The organism is Devosia sp. MC1541, from assembly GCF_012847305.1.
GTDB lineage: Bacteria > Pseudomonadota > Alphaproteobacteria > Rhizobiales > Devosiaceae > Devosia.
Genome location: NZ_JABBDZ010000023.1, coordinates 1 through 15,902 on the forward strand (window position 1 = coordinate 1; position 15,902 = coordinate 15,902).

A 15,902-nucleotide genomic window follows, 5' to 3' on the forward strand; every position below is an offset into this window, starting at 1 on the left:
GGCTTCGAGGTGATCGTTCAGGCTGAAAAGCGAATGCGGGTCCATGATGACGCTCCATGATCGGGCGACATCAATGAATCATGACTGCATCAAAGCCGCCAAGGGTTTTTGCGGACGTCCAGCTTGCTGTTGTAGGGCACCAGCTCTTCATCGACGCTGCGCACGAAGGCTTCACGCTTGGAATCATCAGGGCAGCCCATCATCGTCGAAGCGCCGTTATCGAGTTCATCGAGCAAATAATAATTGTAGCCCCAACCTTCGGCAGTTTCCTCATCAAGCTCACCGCCAAACATGTGATGGTTACAGTCGATCTCCATGGTCTTGCCAACGATCAACTCCAGCTTGAGTTGGTCTTCGTTTTCGTGAGGGGGCAGGACGATGACATGTTGCTTCTGACCGGGTTTAGCCGCTGGATAGGGCGACAAATCAGGACCGGACTGAGCAAATCCCGCACCAGTGGCAGCACTCATGACAATACCGGCGAGGAACAAAGGCACGAATTTCATAAACAAGTCCAAGTTTGAGGCAGATGCTGAACCAAAACCCTAACCTGGAAAAAGTTTAGTCACGAAGAGGCGACTAACTTTTGAAACCCCAAATCCCCAGCGCTGAGGATAAAGGTCCTGCTCTGAAAAGAGAGAAGGCTCCCGGGCGTCAGGCACCGGAAGCCTTCTCTCAAAAAATTAGCGGGTTACTGGACGAAGAGTGTCCTTGTCCACGAAGATCAGCTTCGTCGAACCAGCGGCTTCAACGCGGATCACTTCACCCCATGCTTCAACGCTGGTGGCATTGATGCCCTGCTCAGCCAGAAGAACGGTGGTGGCATAGGTCGAGCGGCCGAACACTTCGTCCTTGGAGAAGTGGCTTTCTGCGAAAGCTGCGGTCGAAGTGAAAGCGACGGTCGCGACGGTTGCGATTGCGAGGGCCTTGAGTGACATAGGTTAAATCCTTTTTGTATGTCGTTCGTGGCCAAGATATGGGGCCGTACGCGACACAAAAAAGAAGGCGTTTTCACAACGGACTGTGCATTATTGCAGAACAATCACATTATATTGATAATGATTGCAAAGCCAATCTCGAGTCAACAGCGTCGTTCGCTGCCGCCGTTTCTAATCCGCTAATGCCGCGATAACGGCATCTCGATGGGGCGACCCAAGGCGTCCACCAAAGGTTTTACATTTTAGAGCCGCAGCGACATTGGCGAATGCAATCGCTTCGCGGATGCTTTGACCTTCTGCAATGGCGAGCGTGAAGGCGCCGTGGAAAACATCGCCCGCCGCAAGCGTATCGATAGCGTCTACTCTTGGAGGGCGCAGGTGGCAGCGCGCGCCGTTTTCCTGCCAATAACAGCCGTCTGCACCGTCGGTGATCGCGATAAAACCCGCGTATCGCGCAGTGAGAACAGCGAGTGCCTCCACCACGCTGTCTCGTTCTGCAACTTTCAAGGCCGCGGGCGCAGAAAAGACGGTATGTGTCGCCAGTTTTGCGAGCCGATCAATAACGTCCACCGGTCCAACATCGGCATCAAGGACTGCGATTTTTCCGGCTTCACATGCGAGCGATAGCACGCGCTCTGCCCCCTCGGGCCATCGCACATCAACCTGGACCGCGTCTGCCCCTTGAACCAAAGCCTCTGGTATCCAGGACGGATCTGCGCCTAAGCCCTTATCATAATAGGGCAGGACAAGGCGCTCCCCTGCAGCGTCGACAACGACCGCGCTGAGCGGAGTGGCCACTCCATCAAACCGACGTACAAAAGCGCAATCGACACCCTCGCCCATAACCTCGCGCAAGAACTGATCGCCCATGAGGTCATTGCCAATTCGGGCGATCAGCGACACGTCACCACCCAGTCGGCGGGCTGCAATAGCGGCACTGGTCGCCATGCCATGCGCAGCCAGAACCATGGCCTTTGGCATGATCTTGCCCGGTCCCGTCGGCAGGCTATCGACAGAAAAGATCATGTCGATGGTCGCAGCACCTGAGAAAACGAGTTTGGGCGATGGAGACATTACGCGCTCGCAGAAATGAGCAACGGGCACAAGCCCGCGGCCAAGGGTCGTCATTGGTGTGCGATAAGGTGCGGGCCCATAACCTGAGCCGCCCCTTTTTGGGGGCCGATTGAAACTCGCCCTCGCGCGTCAATCATAGACAAGCGCTAGACCAAGGCAATCAGTCGTGCTGGAGGTGGAGGGGCTCAACGCACTCGCCTCTTCAGAGTTCACAATGTGAGCCTTTTGGAGGTAAAGCTGGAAGAGACTGCGTGCTGCGTTAAAAACCGCGCGTGAAGGGCCGGAACTATCCATCAAGCTGAGATTTTTGGGCACATTCGTGACTACAACCACAACATTTAGACGACGCATCAGCGCCTCCACCGGCGAGGATTTTCAGAGCGGCATATAACAGTAGCGGAGATGGGAATTTGCTGCATCATGAACGTCGCATGTCGAAAGCAAAAAGGGGGTCATGAACAGCCGGTAAGAGACGTCCTAACTTCATACAACGCGAACCCATCCGCCGCCTCCTCGATTCAGCCGGGGGCGTATCAAGAATGTATGGTGCGTCCTATGAGGGATGATGGTATCGCCCCGCCAAACTGAGAGCAACAAAGCCGCCAGCTAATGGCCAAGGCAAAATACACCTATCGGGACCGCGAAATCATCGTACTCTTGGCCTTGTTAGACCTATTCGGCTCTATGTCCCACTACGGTCATTTCACGAAGGGCACCATAGCGAGGAAGCCACGCTGATTTTTAAGCCCTGCGGTTTCAGCACCCGCAGGCGTATCCTTCGCCATCATCAAAAAGCGTGAAAATAACAAGCGCAAAACAATCCGCCATCAACGCTAGATGCACCATAGGCCTGCCGCACAACTTCAATGGAACACGAGCAGCGCCGTCCGAAAATCTGAGCCAAAGCATCTGACGACGGACACCTCTAATTCGGAAACCTACTTCCGACGCAGAGGTGGTGATGTTGGACAGCTTTCGCGAGGGCGACTGACGGTCAAAACTCTGACACCCACAGGAACTCTACCAATGAAGACCAGATCGCCCCGTCAGACATTCTTCGACGGTACTAGATTTGGTTGTCGGTGCTGCCACCGCCAAGATGGCGTCTAGGACGCGAAATAGCGCGCTAATGGCCCGTCGAACCAAATAGGAACTGCTTCTGCACTTTTTCGTTAGCTCCTCATAAAGGCGTGTGAGGAGAAATGTTTATGGCAACGAGGAACCGAGGCTTTGGTTACTGGGCAGTGATGGCCCTCGCCGCCATAATGGTGCTGTTCGGCACGCCAATTATGCTCGGAGGAGCATGGCTTCTCAGCTTAGGGGGCTCATTCTATTATCTAATAGCGGGCGCAGGCCTTCTGGCCTCTGCGACGTTCTTATTCAGACAGTCACTTGCTGGCGTCTGGATCTATATGTCAACATTCGCTTTTACTCTGATCTGGGCGCTTTGGGAGTCTGGCCTCAACGGATGGGCGCAAGTCCCGCGTCTGCTTGCACCAAGTGTGATTTTAATTCTGGTGTTGCTGACTATCCCTGCGCTCCGTGGCAGATTGGCTGTGCCACGCGGTAGATTTGCGGCGGCGGCAACTGGTGTGATGGCGCTCATTGCATCTGTCATGGTTCTCATGTCGAACGGGGGGCCGCATCTCGTTGCGCAAGAGACCGTGTCGCCGCCAGCATTCGAAACGCCAGATGCACCGGCCGCCACCGCCCCACCAAGAGGCGAACTGACTACACAAACCCCGACCAGCGCAGCTCAAGTGAAATACGTTGCCCTAGAAACGGGTGTCGACTGGCCAGCCTATGGAGGCGATCACAAGGCAACGCGCTATTCGCCCCTCGGACAGATTACGCCAGAGAACGTGGAAATGCTTGAGCAAATCTGGGAATTTCGCACCGGAGACCTGCCGAAAGACGACGAACCATTTGGCAATCAGAACACCCCTGTAAAAGTGGGGGATCGGCTCTTTCTGTGTTCAGCGCTGAACAAGATATCGGCGCTCGATGCAGCATCAGGCGAGGCTCTTTGGACCCACGATCCAGTCGTCTCAGCAGATGCTGTTGGCTATAATGCCTCTTGTCGGGGCCTAGTGTATTTTGAAGACACTACGGTTGTGGCCGATACGATGTGTGCGACCCGCGTGGTCAATCTGACCCACGACGCGCGCATGATTGCGCTCGACACAGTCACCGGCCAGCCGTGCCCGGACTTCGGCGCCCTTGGCACCGTCGACCTCATGGAAGGAATGGGAAACCATGCGCCGGGATTCTACGCCCCAACGTCACCTCCAACACTCGTTCGCGATGTGCTCGTAGTTGGAAGCCAAGTGAGCGACGGACAAACCCGTGCAGCTCCGTCTGGCGTCATCCGTGGGTATAATGTTGTAACCGGTGCACTTGAATGGGCTTGGGATATGGGGCGCCCCGGCGAGACAGATCTGCCGCCTGAAGGTGAGATCTACACCCCCGGCACACCCAATGTTTGGACGATTGCCTCGGGCGATAATGAGCTTGGATTGGTTTATTTGCCGATGGGTAACTCAGCTGTCGACTATTGGGGCGGCGATCGCTCCGAGGCAGAAAATACTTACTCAACCGCCATCGTTGCGCTGGATGTCGAAACCGGCGAGGTCGCTTGGCACTATCAAACCGTTCACTATGATATTTGGGACTATGACCTTGGAGGACAAGGCACCTTGGTTGATTTCCCAACACCCGAGGGTCCAGTTCCTGCAATCGTTATGCCGTCCAAACAGGCACAGTTCTACATCCTGAACCGCAAAACCGGTGAACCGCTGGTTAGCATTGAAGAGCGCACTGCTCCCACTGGCGGCGTGGAGCCAGAACGCCTTTCTCCGACACAACCTTTCGTCACCGACTTCCCAAATCTGCTGAAAGCCGACCTGACCGAACGGGATATGTGGGGCACAACCCCGCTTGACCAACTCTGGTGCCGTATCCAGTTCCGCCAAGCCGCTTACGATGGTGTTTACACACCACCGACAGTTGATCAACCATGGATCCAATACCCCGGCTATAACGGCGGCGTGGATTGGGGCGGCGTCGCGATCGATCCCGTCAAAGGACTAATGATCACTAATTACAATGACATGCCGAACTACAACCAGCTTGTTCCGCGTGAAGAGGTTGATGCCCTCGGCATTCTGCCAATTACCGATCCAAACTACGATCCAGATGTTGGTGGCGGCTCCCATGGCAACCTTAGCCCTCAAGCGATGTCGCCCTATGGCATCCGCGTTAACGCGGGGTGGCGCGTTCCGTTCACAGGGATGCTGTGCAAACAGCCTCCTTATGGCGGCATCGCTGCTATTGACCTCAACACCCGTGAAATTCTTTGGGATCGTCCATTTGGCTCAGCCCGTAATAACGGCCCCTTCGGCATCCCAAGCATGTTGCCGATAGACATCGGTACACCAAATAATGGGGGCGGCTTCATAACAGCAACAGGTCTTTTCTTTATCGGTGCCACTACCGACGACATGTTCCGAGCCATCAAGGTCGATACCGGCGAAGAGGTTTGGCAAACCGCTCTTCCCGCAGGCGGGCAAGCTACTCCAATCACTTACGAGGCCGGTGGTCGCCAGATAGTAGTGATCAACGCGGGGGGCCATGATTTTATGGAGACACCCATCGGCGACTATTTTATCGCCTACGCCCTGCCAGCTGGCGAACTCCAATAGCGAACAGGATAGGCCGGGAAGCACATCGCTTTCCGGCCTCGTCCAGAACGAGCAGAGCGCTCACTGCGCCAGCGAGAAAACTGCTGTCCACGGACCGATAACCGTCTCGTTAAAGTGTCCTTCGATCCAGAGGACATCCCCGCCCACAGCGCCACAACTCAGAGCTTGGTCAGAGAAGTTCGCTAGCAGATAGAGGCGCATACCGTCGCCCAGTTGCCATGCAACAGTCAAAATCGAACCGTCGAGTTCATACCGCCCGCTGTTTCCATCCATCTCATAAAGACGAGGGATGATTTCCGACCTCCGCAGCGCGATGAGTTGCCGATAATGCGCCAATGCTTCCCTGTGTGAAAGCTCTTCACGCTGGCTCCAGTCGAGCTTGGAAGTTTTGAATGTATCTTCGCTCAACGGGTCTGGCGGATGCCCCTTCTCCGGTTGCGGCAGGAAAGATTTGATCTCGTCTCGCCTGCCTTCTCGGACTTTATCGGCAAGTTCGGCACCGACGTCCGAGAAGAATATGAATGGTTGTTTTGCGTGCCATTCCTCACCCATGAATAACAAGGGAATCTGTGGCGACAACAAGTTTATCGCGGTCCAGAACCGCGCTTTTTCTGACGAAACAATATCGGTTATCCGTTCGCCATAAGGGCGATTGCCGATCTGGTCATGGTTTTGTGCGTAAGCGACAAAAGCTGTCGCCGGCAGGAAAGCGCTCGGCTCACCTTTAAAACGCTTTTCATGCTCCAAGTATTCACCTTGGAAACCGAACCCCTCGGCCAAGCTTCGCCCAACCAAATCCAACTTCTTGTCAAAATCCGCATAGTACCAAGCATTTTCTTCGGTTAAGGCGTTGTGCAGACTGTGATGAAGGTCATCATTCCACTGTGCGTTGTAGAGCCAAGGCTCACCATCGAGCCCCCGTTTCAGCCAGCCCGCCTCATTGTCAGAATTCTCGACAATGAGGTGAATGTGCCGACCATCGGTCACCCTGCGCAACTGCTCTGCAAGCTCGACCAGCATGTGCCGAGGGCCGATGTCCTGGATCTCCTGTACTGCATCGAGACGTAGACCGTCGAAATGATATTCCATCAGCCAGTGGCGGGCGTTGGCGAATATAAACTCGCGCACCTGAGCCGCTCCTGCGTCATCATAGTTGATGGCACCACCCCACGGTGTATGACGGTCTGGATTGACGATGGGGGCATAACTTTGGAGGTAATTCCCTTCAGGACCAAAATGGTTATAGACGGCATCGAGGAACACGCAGAGACCTAAACCATGTGCTGCATCGACCAAGGCTTTTATATGCTCGGGACGGCCGTAGCTACTGTCTGGAGCATAGAGAAAGGCCCCGTCGTAGCCCCAATTCCAACGACCGGGAAAGTCAGCCACGGGCATTAGCTCAATTGCTGTAATGCCCAGTTCCTGCAATGCTTTGAGCTTATCAATTGCAGCTAGGAACGTCCCCTCCGGGGTGAACGTGCCGATGTGCAACTCATAGATTATCATTTCCTCCCAAGGCCGCCCGCGCCAACCAAGATCGGTCCAGCGATAACTTCTCGGGTCGATGATTTCACTTGGGCCATGCACATCGTGAGGCTGAAAGCGCGAAGCCGGATCGGGCACGGTTTGGCCATCAGGCAGAACAAAAACATAGTGCATGCCAGCAAGAGCATGCGGGACTTCAATCTCGTGCCAACCGCCCCTGCACTGCGTCATCGGGTGTTCAAATTCGAGATCTAAGATCTTTAAAGAAACACTGGGAATATTGGGAGCCCACAAACGGAAGCGCACCCCTTCCACCAGCATTTGCGTGCCGAAACGTGAGGGCTGAGCCCGTTGAACTCCAGGAAGACAGTCGAGAGACATCTTGCACCATTCAACCGCGTGGTTGTGAAAATTGGGATTAGAACAGAGTGTTCATCGTTGCAGGATGACCGCCTGTTTTGCCGTCTTCCGGATCATCAAGACCATCGAGCGCAGCAGTGTCTTCCGCATCTAGCGAAAAGCCAAACGCATCAAAATTCTCTCTAATCCGATGCTCATGCGTAGACTTGGGAATTACCACCAGCCCCTGATCGAGCTCCCAACGCAAAATCACCTGAGCAATGCTCTTACCGTGCTTTTTGGCGATTTTGGCGATAGTTGGATTGTCGAGCAGCGCGCCACTGCCCAACGGGCTATAGCACTCAATCGAAATCGCGTGACCTGCGTGAAAATTCCGAACGTCGCGCTGCTGATAGAGTGGATGCAGCTCCAGCTGATTGATCACCGGCAGTAGGTTTGTTGCCTCGCCGATACGTTCAATGTGCTCTGGTAGAAAGTTGGATACTCCAATAGAGCGAATGCGGCCATCCTCGTGTAGAGCGACGAGCGCCTTCCACGCATCCACGTAAAGGTCCTGCTCAGGAACTGGCCAATGGATCAAGAACAAGTCGAGATAATCAAGTTTCAGCCGTTCAAGGCTCTCGTCGAAAGCCCGCATGGCGTCATCGTATTGGTGAGCGCCGTTACGCAACTTGCTGGTAATAAATAGCTCCTCACGGCTCACATCGGCTGCCGCGATGGCTTCACCCACACCAGATTCATTGTCGTAGCCTTGCGCGGTGTCGATCAGCCGGTAGCCGACATCGATGGCGGTCGACACCGCCTTCTGGGCCTCATGGTTCGGCACCTGCCACACACCAAAGCCGAGCTGAGGAATGCTATTGCCGTCAGTGAGGGTAATTTTCGGGATGTTCCGGATCATGTCATTCCTGCCTGATTGGTAGAACGCCGACTACCGACGCCTTCCTCCAAGCCAAGTCCTGCGACCGGCGTTCCGAGCTTGCCATGTGTTAACGAACGCGCCGGTCATAGTTGTCCGCCGACCTTAACTCCGGTTTATCAATGATCCTCACCCGTAGACCGGCGTTAGCTTGCCATTCAAAAGGAGCCGCAAATGACCAAGCTTTCAGAGATCTACGTTACTGGGCTCAAGAACGCTCACGCGATGGAACACGAAGCGTTGGCGATCATGGAACCTCAGGTTGCGAGCATCAAGAACTACCCCGAAGTGGCACAACGCCTGCAACAGCATCTTGAGGAAACAAAAGGTCAGATCCTACGGCTTGAGAGTTTGCTAGAGCGCGCTGGCGCTCAGAAGTCGGCGCTAAAAGATATCGCTATGGGCGCTGGCGGAACCATTGCAGCACTCGGTCACAAATTGGCGCCCGATGAGATCGTCAAGAACAGCTTCGCCAATTTTGCCTTCGAACACTACGAAATCGCGGCCTATAAGTCATTGATTGCACTGGCTCGTGCGCAAAACGACAGCGATCCGGTGGCGACGCTCACGACGACCTTGGATGAAGAAATCGCGATGTCGGAATGGCTGGATTACAATGTCGAACCCCTCACCCTCCAATTCGCCACCCTCCGCGAGCAAGGCTTGCATAGCAAGAACTGAGCGGACAGCTGTTCACAAGAAAGCCGTGAGGCCGCGAAACTCTCTCAAACGGCCAGTGATACCAACGGGATACTCATGGTAACTCGCAGGCCATTGGGTAACCAATCGCGACGAATATCAGCGCTTAGCGCTGCCAGCAGTGTGCTCTCCAGCCGGGCGCCAAAACCTTGTGTGACCGCCGGCCCCGTATTTGGGCAATTGCTCTCATCCCATTCTATTGAAACCGCGTCGTTCTCAATCTTCGCGGTGATAGCCAGCGCTCCCTCTGGCACAGACAAAGCGCCATATTTGGCGGCATTAGTTGCAAGCTCATAGAACAGCAACGCGACGCTCGTAGAAGACTTAGGCCCAATGGAAATCTGATCCCCTGATAGCATGATGCAGTCACCAAGACGGTACGGCTCCAAGACTGTACCAATGAGTTCCAGCAGGTCACCGGACACATTGCTGGCCCCCTCTGACTGCCAACGCGCCATGGTCAATTCGTGCGCCCGCGCCAAGGCACTCAGCCGAGAGTGGATATTTGTTACGATATCTTGGGCGTCGGTACTGGACCGTCCCGTTAGCGAAACCACGGCCGCCGCGAGGGAAAATAGATTCTTCACACGATGCTGCATTTCGTCGACGACCAAATGCAGGGTCTCCTCATTCTGCCGCCGCAGGCTGTCGTCGCGGGCGATTTTAGACGCACCGACTATCGTTCCGTCCACATTTCGAATGGGCGAGACCGACAAAGACAACGGCACTAAGCTTCCATCTTTACGACGGCGCAAGGTTTCGAAGTGGTCGACCCGCCGGCCCGCCCTGATTTGGGAAATGATGAGGGATTCTTCGCTAATCCGCTCTTCAGGGATGATCATTGTGATGTTACGGCCAATAGCCTCTTGCGCTGTATATCCAAACAGGCGCTCTGCTGCGGGATTCCAGCTTCGGATGGTGCCATTCAGATCTTTACTGATGACTGCATCGTGGGACCCCTCAACCAATGCGACCAACCAGTCTCGGGGATCTGGCGTAACCGCTACCTCAGAAACCGTTTCGATATCCCAGATGACGTGCATAGGTTGTTTGTGCCTTCCAGCTGCATTCCTACGATACAGATGCAAACATTTCGGCTCGTTCTCGGTGCCGAGCCGCTCCTTATCTGAACCCAAACCGTCTGCAGGTAAGCCAAACGCGTTATGGTGCTTCAGAGAAGTCAACTCTAGGGTACGAAGTTTGCTGAACGACAGGTAGCTCTCCTCTTCGTTCAGCAACTTTATACAGCTTTCAGCCTAGGCTCGTTTTCGTTCAAATAATCCTCGAGGTAGTCTGAGGAAAAATTTGCCATGCGTCGGAGAGCCTGCACGTCAGGGATAGTGAGCGCACGACCACGCAGCTCGATGAGCTTCAACCGTCTCAGCTCTTGAATGACCCTGTTCACGTGCACTGCAGAAAGCGCCAGATACATTCCCATCTGAACTTGAGTAAGCTTCAGCGTGAACTGATTGCCTTTGGTAAGGTTTAGACGGCGGTATCGGAATTCTAACTCGCAAAGCAAGTGTGCGATACGCTGCATTGCATTGCGCCGCCCCACTGACGTGAGCAGCTCTTCGACCACAACATTGTCCGACGCAAGATTGGCCAACACCGCGCATAGAAGACGCGGGTTACCCTCAAATAACGCTGCCGCATGATTTGCATCAAGCCGCAGAATTGAACATCGCGACCCCGCTTCAGGAACGGCATAAGCTGACCGCCCGGTAACGCAGGTGTATGTGCAAATATCGCCGGGAATAGCCAACGACATTAGATGTCGTTCAGATTCAGCAGTTACCCTGCAACGGAACGCAAACCCAGACGCTATAAAACAAAGATCGGACCCACACTGTATCTGGCCATGGAGACGAACATTTTCCCGCTTCCAAGGCTGCGCTGCGAGTTCATCCAAATCTTCTGCAAACAATAAGCCTGTTGCCCACAACCGCCTAAAGATCGGTGGACCGACAGGTGGCAGCTCAAAATAAGTAGCATGCACGTCTGTCATGACGATCACCTGGTCTTGAAATCGTTATCTAGATAACGCCTCAAACTGAGGTACGTTCCCCATGGATGAATTTCGCGTCGTCGTCATTTTTAGCCCACGATGATATTTAAGATTTCCGAAATTTTTTTGCTCTTCGCATTCAGTTCGAACACGTAGGCTCACTTCGGCGAACAATCCGCCAACACCCTCCAGAGAGCAAATTTTGACGTTATCTCTCAAACGTCTGCTCAGTGTCGGTCATAGTCGTTTGCGCTAGTTTTTTGTCACAGTCGCGCTCGCGCAGACCTCTCTCCAGAGCTGCAAACCAGTATTCCTGTTCCTTACCCTCTGGTTTGCCATCTTGTTCCCAGAGAAAGTAAGCCGTCTCACGAGTTTTAAGTTGGAATGCACTATCGCTCCAAGGATCCAGTTGGTCCGGGTCCACTGCAACCTCCAATATTGTCTAGTGTGATCCTAAACGCTGAAGCACGCGCTAAGGTGACGAATTTGCCACGAACTTTTCGTGTCGCAACCTAGGGTAAGAAACACAATAATCAGGCCGGTCTCACGACATCCTAGGCCACGTCGTCTGCTCTGGGTACCGGTCTCGGTATTGGGGGAGCGCGCCCCAGACGCCATGTCGCGCAACTTTCGCTCGACTACAAACATTGCCCGCAGAATAGCCCCATAACTCCGGACAGTAAGCATGAACGTATCAAACTTGCAGCTACAAGGACTCTACTTAGCCATAGCATCCATCAACAACACACTCGTCGCCAAGGGCATCATCAGCCGCGAAGAGATCGATCTGGCTCTAAGGCGCGCGGAACAATCAGCGCTCGGCGACGATAGGCTGAGGGAAGATCTGACGCCCGCATCACGCGATGCAGTGGCCTTCCCGGCCCGGCTGCTCTTGCTTGCAAACAACAGCGCATCTGAGACAGACGTGATGACATTTTCAGAACTGGCGAAAATGGTAGGTCAAACCAAAGGGCATTATCCCGACGAGGCGTAGCGCGCCGATGGGGATAGTGGACGATCCGCATAACCGGGTTCATCTCTCGGCTCTGAAGGGCAATGAACGGGGCTTTGACGTGCGTGTTCATGAGACACCGACAAGCCAGTCCTTGCGCATCCAAGTCTCGACCGCCAGTAGGTGCGGTATTTCGGATCCGTCGCCAGCGCGGACGTTGATGGAGTTTTGCTCCAGTTCTTCGGGCGAAAAAATGTAGATGTCATCCGGCGGCGTCCGCAGCATGCGAGAAACCAGATAGCTGGGCGTGTTGAACTGAACCGTAAGCGGTGTTCTGCGGCCACTTAGGTTCAGGGTCGCGGGAACTGCACGACGTTGTTGCCGCGCATAAAGGCGCCGGCTCCCTCGCTGTTCAGTGCGTTCAAGGCAGCGTCAAGCGCCTCGCTGTCGGTCTGGAACTGATTGTCCCAGACGTGGCTGTCGTTGTGGTGGTCCACGACCTCGAGGGTCCAGGTATCGTCCGTTTCGAGCCGATGGATATTGATCAAGAAGGCATAACCTTCGACCACTACCCGCTGGCTTTTTCCTGATGTGACCAGGTTAGGGTGGTCTTGATCGTTCATGGGAGGGGCCTCGTTGCTGGTGGTTTTCTGACTATGCCGCCAGAGCCAACAGCGTCAATCACCCACGATGGCAGGATAGTTCCACGGGAGCAGTTCGTTAATGCGGCTCTGCCTATGTCTGGTGACGATGGCGTGGAGTGTCGCGGCCAGCCAGGCGTTGGGATCGACGCTGTTGAGCTTGCAGGTTTCGATCAGCGAGGCGATGACGGCCCAGTTCTCAGCACCGGTATCATGACCGGCAAAGAGCGCGTTCTTCCGATTCAGTGCGATGGGACGGATGGTCCGCTCGACAGCATTGTTGTCGAGCTCAATGCGCCCATCGGTCAGGAACAACTCGAGCCCAGCCCAGTATTTGGCGATATAGCTCAATGCTTCCCCGAGCGGCGCTTTTGGCGAGACGCGCCTGCGATGGTGATCATGCCAATCTTTTATCCGCGCCAGGGCTGGAGCTGACCGCTCCCGGCGCACGGCGAGGCGGTCATCCGGGCCCCGGCCTCGGATATCGGCCTCAATGGCGTAGAGTTCGCGGATGAGCCGCACCCCCTCTTGGGCGATCGGCGCAGGACCAGTGCGGGTGATATCAATCAGCTTGCGGCGCGCATGGGCCCAGCAATAGGCGAGCTGGATACCCGCGCCGACACGGCTGGGCGAGACCAGCCGGTTGTAGCCGGCATAGCCATCCACCTGCAGGATGCCGCCGAAGCCCTGCAATATCTGTTCGGCATGAAGACCACCTCGGCCAGGGGCATAGGTGAAGGCAACACCGGGTGGTGCGGTGCCATTCCAGGGACGCTCGTCTCTGGCCAGGGCCCAGAAGTATCCGGTTTTGGTCTTTCTGGCTCCAGGATCAAGCACCGGAGCGCGGGTTTCGTCCATGAACAGCTTTGAGGACCGTTTGAGGTCCGCCAGCAGGGCGTCATAGACCGGACGCAGCTCGAAGGCGGCCCGACCGACCCAATCGGCCAGTGTTGAGCGGTCCAGATCAATACCCTGGCGGCTGTAAATCTGCGCTTGGCGATAGAGCGGAAGGTGGTCGGCGTATTTGCTGACCAGAACATGGGCGACCATGGCCTCAGTTGGGAGCCCGCCAGGGATTAGTCGAACGGGCGCCGGCGCCTGCACCACACCGTCCGTGCAGGATCGGCAGGCATATTTGGGGCGACGGGTCACGATCACCCGGAACTGGGCCGGGATCACATCGAGCTTCTCGGAGACGTCCTCGCCAATGCAGTGCAGACCGCCGCCGCAGCCACAGATCAGGCTATCGGGCTCAATGATCTCCTCGATCCGCGGCAGGTGCTTGGGGAGCGAACCAGGATTGGTGCTGCGCGGTTTGGCCGACCGCCGGGCCGCGCGATCCTCTGCATCTTCCTCGGCGTGGACTGCCGCGATGGCTGTTTCCAGATCCTCCAGCGCCAGCTCGAACTGGTCCGGATCGCTCTTTTCCGACCTGCGCCCGAAGGCCGCTTGCCTGAACGCTGCGACCAGCTTTTCCAGCTGTGCGATCCGCTCATCCTTGCGCTGATTGCGCGCCTCCGCCGCGACGAGCATCGCCTTGAGGGCGGTAACATCGTCGGGAAGTTCGGCGGTCTCGAGCATGACCAGAACCCTAGCAGATCAGGCGCCGGCATGCCCGCAAAAAGACAAGCCCTGAGTCATCCTGCCGCAGTCATTCCACGGCTTCTGGAGCCTTGGCTGCAACGGCCCGAACCCGCCGCCAGTCGAGTCCGGAGAACAGGGCCTCGAACTGCGCGTGGCTGAGTGTCATCAGTCCGTCCTTAACCGCAGGCCAAGTGAAGCTGTGCTCTTCCAGTCGCTTGTAGGCCATAACCAGTCCGGTGCCATCCCAGTAGAGCAGCTTCAATCGGTCGGTCTTTTTGGCACGGAACACAAAGACCGTTCCCGTGAACGGGTCCTTGTGCAGCTCGTTCTTCACCAACGCGGCCAGGCTGTCGTGGCCTTTGCGGAAGTCGATGGGTTTGGTCGCCACCACGATCCGCACCCGGTTCGAAGGAAAGATCATGAGGTCGCCATCAGGGCGTGTACAACCGAGGCAATCCGGCTCGCCGGAGCACCCGGCTCCAAGCGGATGGACACCGCCCCCAACACAATCTCTGGCCCAGCCGACGCCGACGGCTCCTCGGCCGTCACCTCCTCAACCGGAGCGACCATTAGACTCGCAAACTCAACAGGGCCTTCCGGAGCCGGCAGCACCAGCTTCCCATTCCGGGCGAGGGTCCGCCACGACGACAGATGGTTGGCCTTCAGCCCATGTCGCTGCGCAACTTGACCGACAGTCGCTCCTGGCCGAAGCGTTTCGGCGACAATCCGCGCCTTCACCTCATCGGGCCATTGCCGGTTGCGACGCCGTCCCGCGCTGTTTGTGAGAAGCTCCATTGGAGCGTCCATGGAGAAACTCCCGCACTGACATCAATCAGTGCGCAATCTCATGGCCGACACCAGCATGGAAGGTGGAGGTAGGACACCGCTTACCAAACTTCGCAGCGGGATATCGATTGTGGCGTGCATTCCGGTGGGCAACCAGCCGGTGCATTTCAGCACTTAGCCCGCCTAGCAGCGTGCTCTCAAGCCGCGAACCAAACCCGGGCGTTAACACAGCCGCAGTGTTAGGGCAGCTGCTCTCACACCAGTCAATTGAAACCACCTCGTTCTTGATCTTCGCAGAAATTGCCAGCAACCCGTCCGGCAACGATAATGCGCCATACTTTGCTGCGCTGGTCGCAAGCTCATGAAGCAGCAGCGCAACGCTCGTCGACGATCTGGGTCCGATAGAGATAGAGTCGCCCGCAAGTGTGATGCAGTCGCCCAGCCGGTATGGCTCCAACAAGGCCTCTACTTAGCCATCACCTCCATCAACAACACACTCGTCACCAAGGGCATTCTCAGTCGCGAAGAGATCGATTTGGCTCTAAGGCGCGCGGAACAATCAGCGCTCGGCGACGATAGGCTGATGGAGATATGACGCTCGCATCACGCGACGCCGTGGCCTTTCCCGCCCGCCAGCTCACGTTTGCAAACAACAGTGCATCCCAGACGGACGTTACATTTTCAGAACTAGCGAAAATGGTCGGTCAAACCAAAGGTCATTACCCTGACGAGGCGTAGCGTCGGCCTAACAC

General features: G+C 55.8%; 17 protein-coding genes and 1 pseudogene. 4 read left to right on the plus strand and 14 right to left on the minus strand.

The annotated features are described in order from the left end of the window. Positions 1-89 precede the first annotated feature (89 nt). The 4 genes from HKD40_RS16545 to HKD40_RS16560 form a co-directional block, all read right to left on the minus strand. Positions 90-506, minus strand: a complete 417-nt coding sequence (locus HKD40_RS16545) for an ecotin family protein (protein WP_169196890.1) — start codon at positions 504-506, stop codon at positions 90-92. A 177-nt stretch (positions 507-683) separates the two neighbouring features. Continuing rightward, entirely contained in the window at positions 684-938 is a 255-nt protein-coding gene (locus HKD40_RS16550) for a hypothetical protein (protein ID WP_169196891.1), read from the minus strand. A gap of 171 nt (positions 939-1,109) precedes the next feature. Beyond that, positions 1,110-2,012 carry a PfkB family carbohydrate kinase gene (locus HKD40_RS16555; RefSeq protein WP_169196892.1) on the minus strand — a complete coding sequence of 301 codons (903 nt, stop codon included), beginning with the start codon at positions 2,010-2,012 and terminating at the stop codon, positions 1,110-1,112. Between the two features lie 129 nt (positions 2,013-2,141). Beyond that, positions 2,142-2,363: a hypothetical protein gene (locus HKD40_RS16560; protein WP_169196893.1), complete on the minus strand. Its 222-nt coding sequence runs from the start codon at positions 2,361-2,363 to the stop codon at positions 2,142-2,144. Positions 2,364-3,220: 857 nt separating this feature from the next. Between HKD40_RS16560 and HKD40_RS16565 the strand changes: the two genes are divergently transcribed. After that, positions 3,221-5,713 (plus strand): membrane-bound PQQ-dependent dehydrogenase, glucose/quinate/shikimate family, encoded by a 2,493-nt coding sequence (locus HKD40_RS16565; RefSeq protein ID WP_169196894.1) that lies wholly within the window; start codon positions 3,221-3,223, stop codon positions 5,711-5,713. A gap of 60 nt (positions 5,714-5,773) precedes the next feature. Here the strand turns inward: HKD40_RS16565 and treZ are convergent, their stop codons facing one another. Together treZ and HKD40_RS16575 are read right to left on the minus strand one after the other, a co-directional pair. Continuing rightward, positions 5,774-7,522, minus strand: coding sequence for a malto-oligosyltrehalose trehalohydrolase (gene treZ / locus HKD40_RS16570; protein WP_169196895.1), 1,749 nt, complete (start codon positions 7,520-7,522; stop codon positions 5,774-5,776). A gap of 97 nt (positions 7,523-7,619) precedes the next feature. After that, positions 7,620-8,462 (minus strand): aldo/keto reductase, encoded by an 843-nt coding sequence (locus HKD40_RS16575; protein WP_169196896.1) that lies wholly within the window; start codon positions 8,460-8,462, stop codon positions 7,620-7,622. Positions 8,463-8,654: 192 nt separating this feature from the next. On the opposite strand from HKD40_RS16575, the gene HKD40_RS16580 reads away from it, so the two are divergent. Next, the gene (locus HKD40_RS16580) at positions 8,655-9,161 is read left to right on the plus strand and encodes a ferritin-like domain-containing protein (protein WP_169196897.1); all 507 of its coding nucleotides are present in this window, start codon (positions 8,655-8,657) and stop codon (positions 9,159-9,161) included. A gap of 44 nt (positions 9,162-9,205) precedes the next feature. Here HKD40_RS16580 and HKD40_RS16585 read toward each other — a convergent pair whose 3' ends face one another. From HKD40_RS16585 to HKD40_RS18230, 3 genes are all read right to left on the minus strand, one after another. Further along, positions 9,206-10,417 (minus strand): PAS domain S-box protein, encoded by a 1,212-nt coding sequence (locus HKD40_RS16585; RefSeq protein ID WP_169196898.1) that lies wholly within the window; start codon positions 10,415-10,417, stop codon positions 9,206-9,208. A gap of 2 nt (positions 10,418-10,419) precedes the next feature. Continuing rightward, positions 10,420-11,187 carry a Crp/Fnr family transcriptional regulator gene (locus HKD40_RS16590; protein WP_169196899.1) on the minus strand — a complete coding sequence of 256 codons (768 nt, stop codon included), beginning with the start codon at positions 11,185-11,187 and terminating at the stop codon, positions 10,420-10,422. Positions 11,188-11,395: 208 nt separating this feature from the next. Then, positions 11,396-11,611: a DUF2934 domain-containing protein gene (locus HKD40_RS18230; protein WP_349236818.1), complete on the minus strand. Its 216-nt coding sequence runs from the start codon at positions 11,609-11,611 to the stop codon at positions 11,396-11,398. A 261-nt stretch (positions 11,612-11,872) separates the two neighbouring features. Here HKD40_RS18230 and HKD40_RS16600 point away from each other — a divergent pair, with 261 nt between their 5' ends. Continuing rightward, the gene (locus tag HKD40_RS16600; RefSeq protein WP_169196900.1) at positions 11,873-12,181 is read left to right on the plus strand and encodes a hypothetical protein; all 309 of its coding nucleotides are present in this window, start codon (positions 11,873-11,875) and stop codon (positions 12,179-12,181) included. 87 nt (positions 12,182-12,268) lie between these two features. On the opposite strand, the gene HKD40_RS16605 is transcribed toward HKD40_RS16600, so the two are convergent. From HKD40_RS16605 to HKD40_RS16625, 5 genes are all read right to left on the minus strand, one after another. Next, positions 12,269-12,424: a hypothetical protein gene (locus tag HKD40_RS16605; RefSeq protein WP_169196901.1), complete on the minus strand. Its 156-nt coding sequence runs from the start codon at positions 12,422-12,424 to the stop codon at positions 12,269-12,271. 65 nt (positions 12,425-12,489) lie between these two features. Beyond that, the gene (locus HKD40_RS16610; protein WP_169196902.1) at positions 12,490-12,762 is read right to left on the minus strand and encodes a hypothetical protein; all 273 of its coding nucleotides are present in this window, start codon (positions 12,760-12,762) and stop codon (positions 12,490-12,492) included. Positions 12,763-12,816: 54 nt separating this feature from the next. Beyond that, a complete protein-coding gene (locus HKD40_RS16615; RefSeq protein ID WP_169196903.1) occupies positions 12,817-14,361 on the minus strand; it encodes an IS66 family transposase in 1,545 nt (514 codons plus the stop codon). A 70-nt stretch (positions 14,362-14,431) separates the two neighbouring features. Next, positions 14,432-14,785: an IS66 family insertion sequence element accessory protein TnpB gene (gene tnpB, locus HKD40_RS16620; protein WP_169196904.1), complete on the minus strand. Its 354-nt coding sequence runs from the start codon at positions 14,783-14,785 to the stop codon at positions 14,432-14,434. Then, complete coding sequence (locus HKD40_RS16625) at positions 14,782-15,171, minus strand: transposase (protein ID WP_116655198.1); 390 nt, start codon at positions 15,169-15,171, stop codon at positions 14,782-14,784. The genes tnpB and HKD40_RS16625 overlap by 4 nt, the downstream gene beginning before the upstream one ends. A 454-nt stretch (positions 15,172-15,625) precedes the next feature. On the opposite strand from HKD40_RS16625, the pseudogene HKD40_RS17970 reads away from it, so the two are divergent. After that, positions 15,626-15,888, plus strand: a pseudogene (locus HKD40_RS17970) (hypothetical protein). The last annotated feature ends 14 nt before the right edge of the window (positions 15,889-15,902 follow it).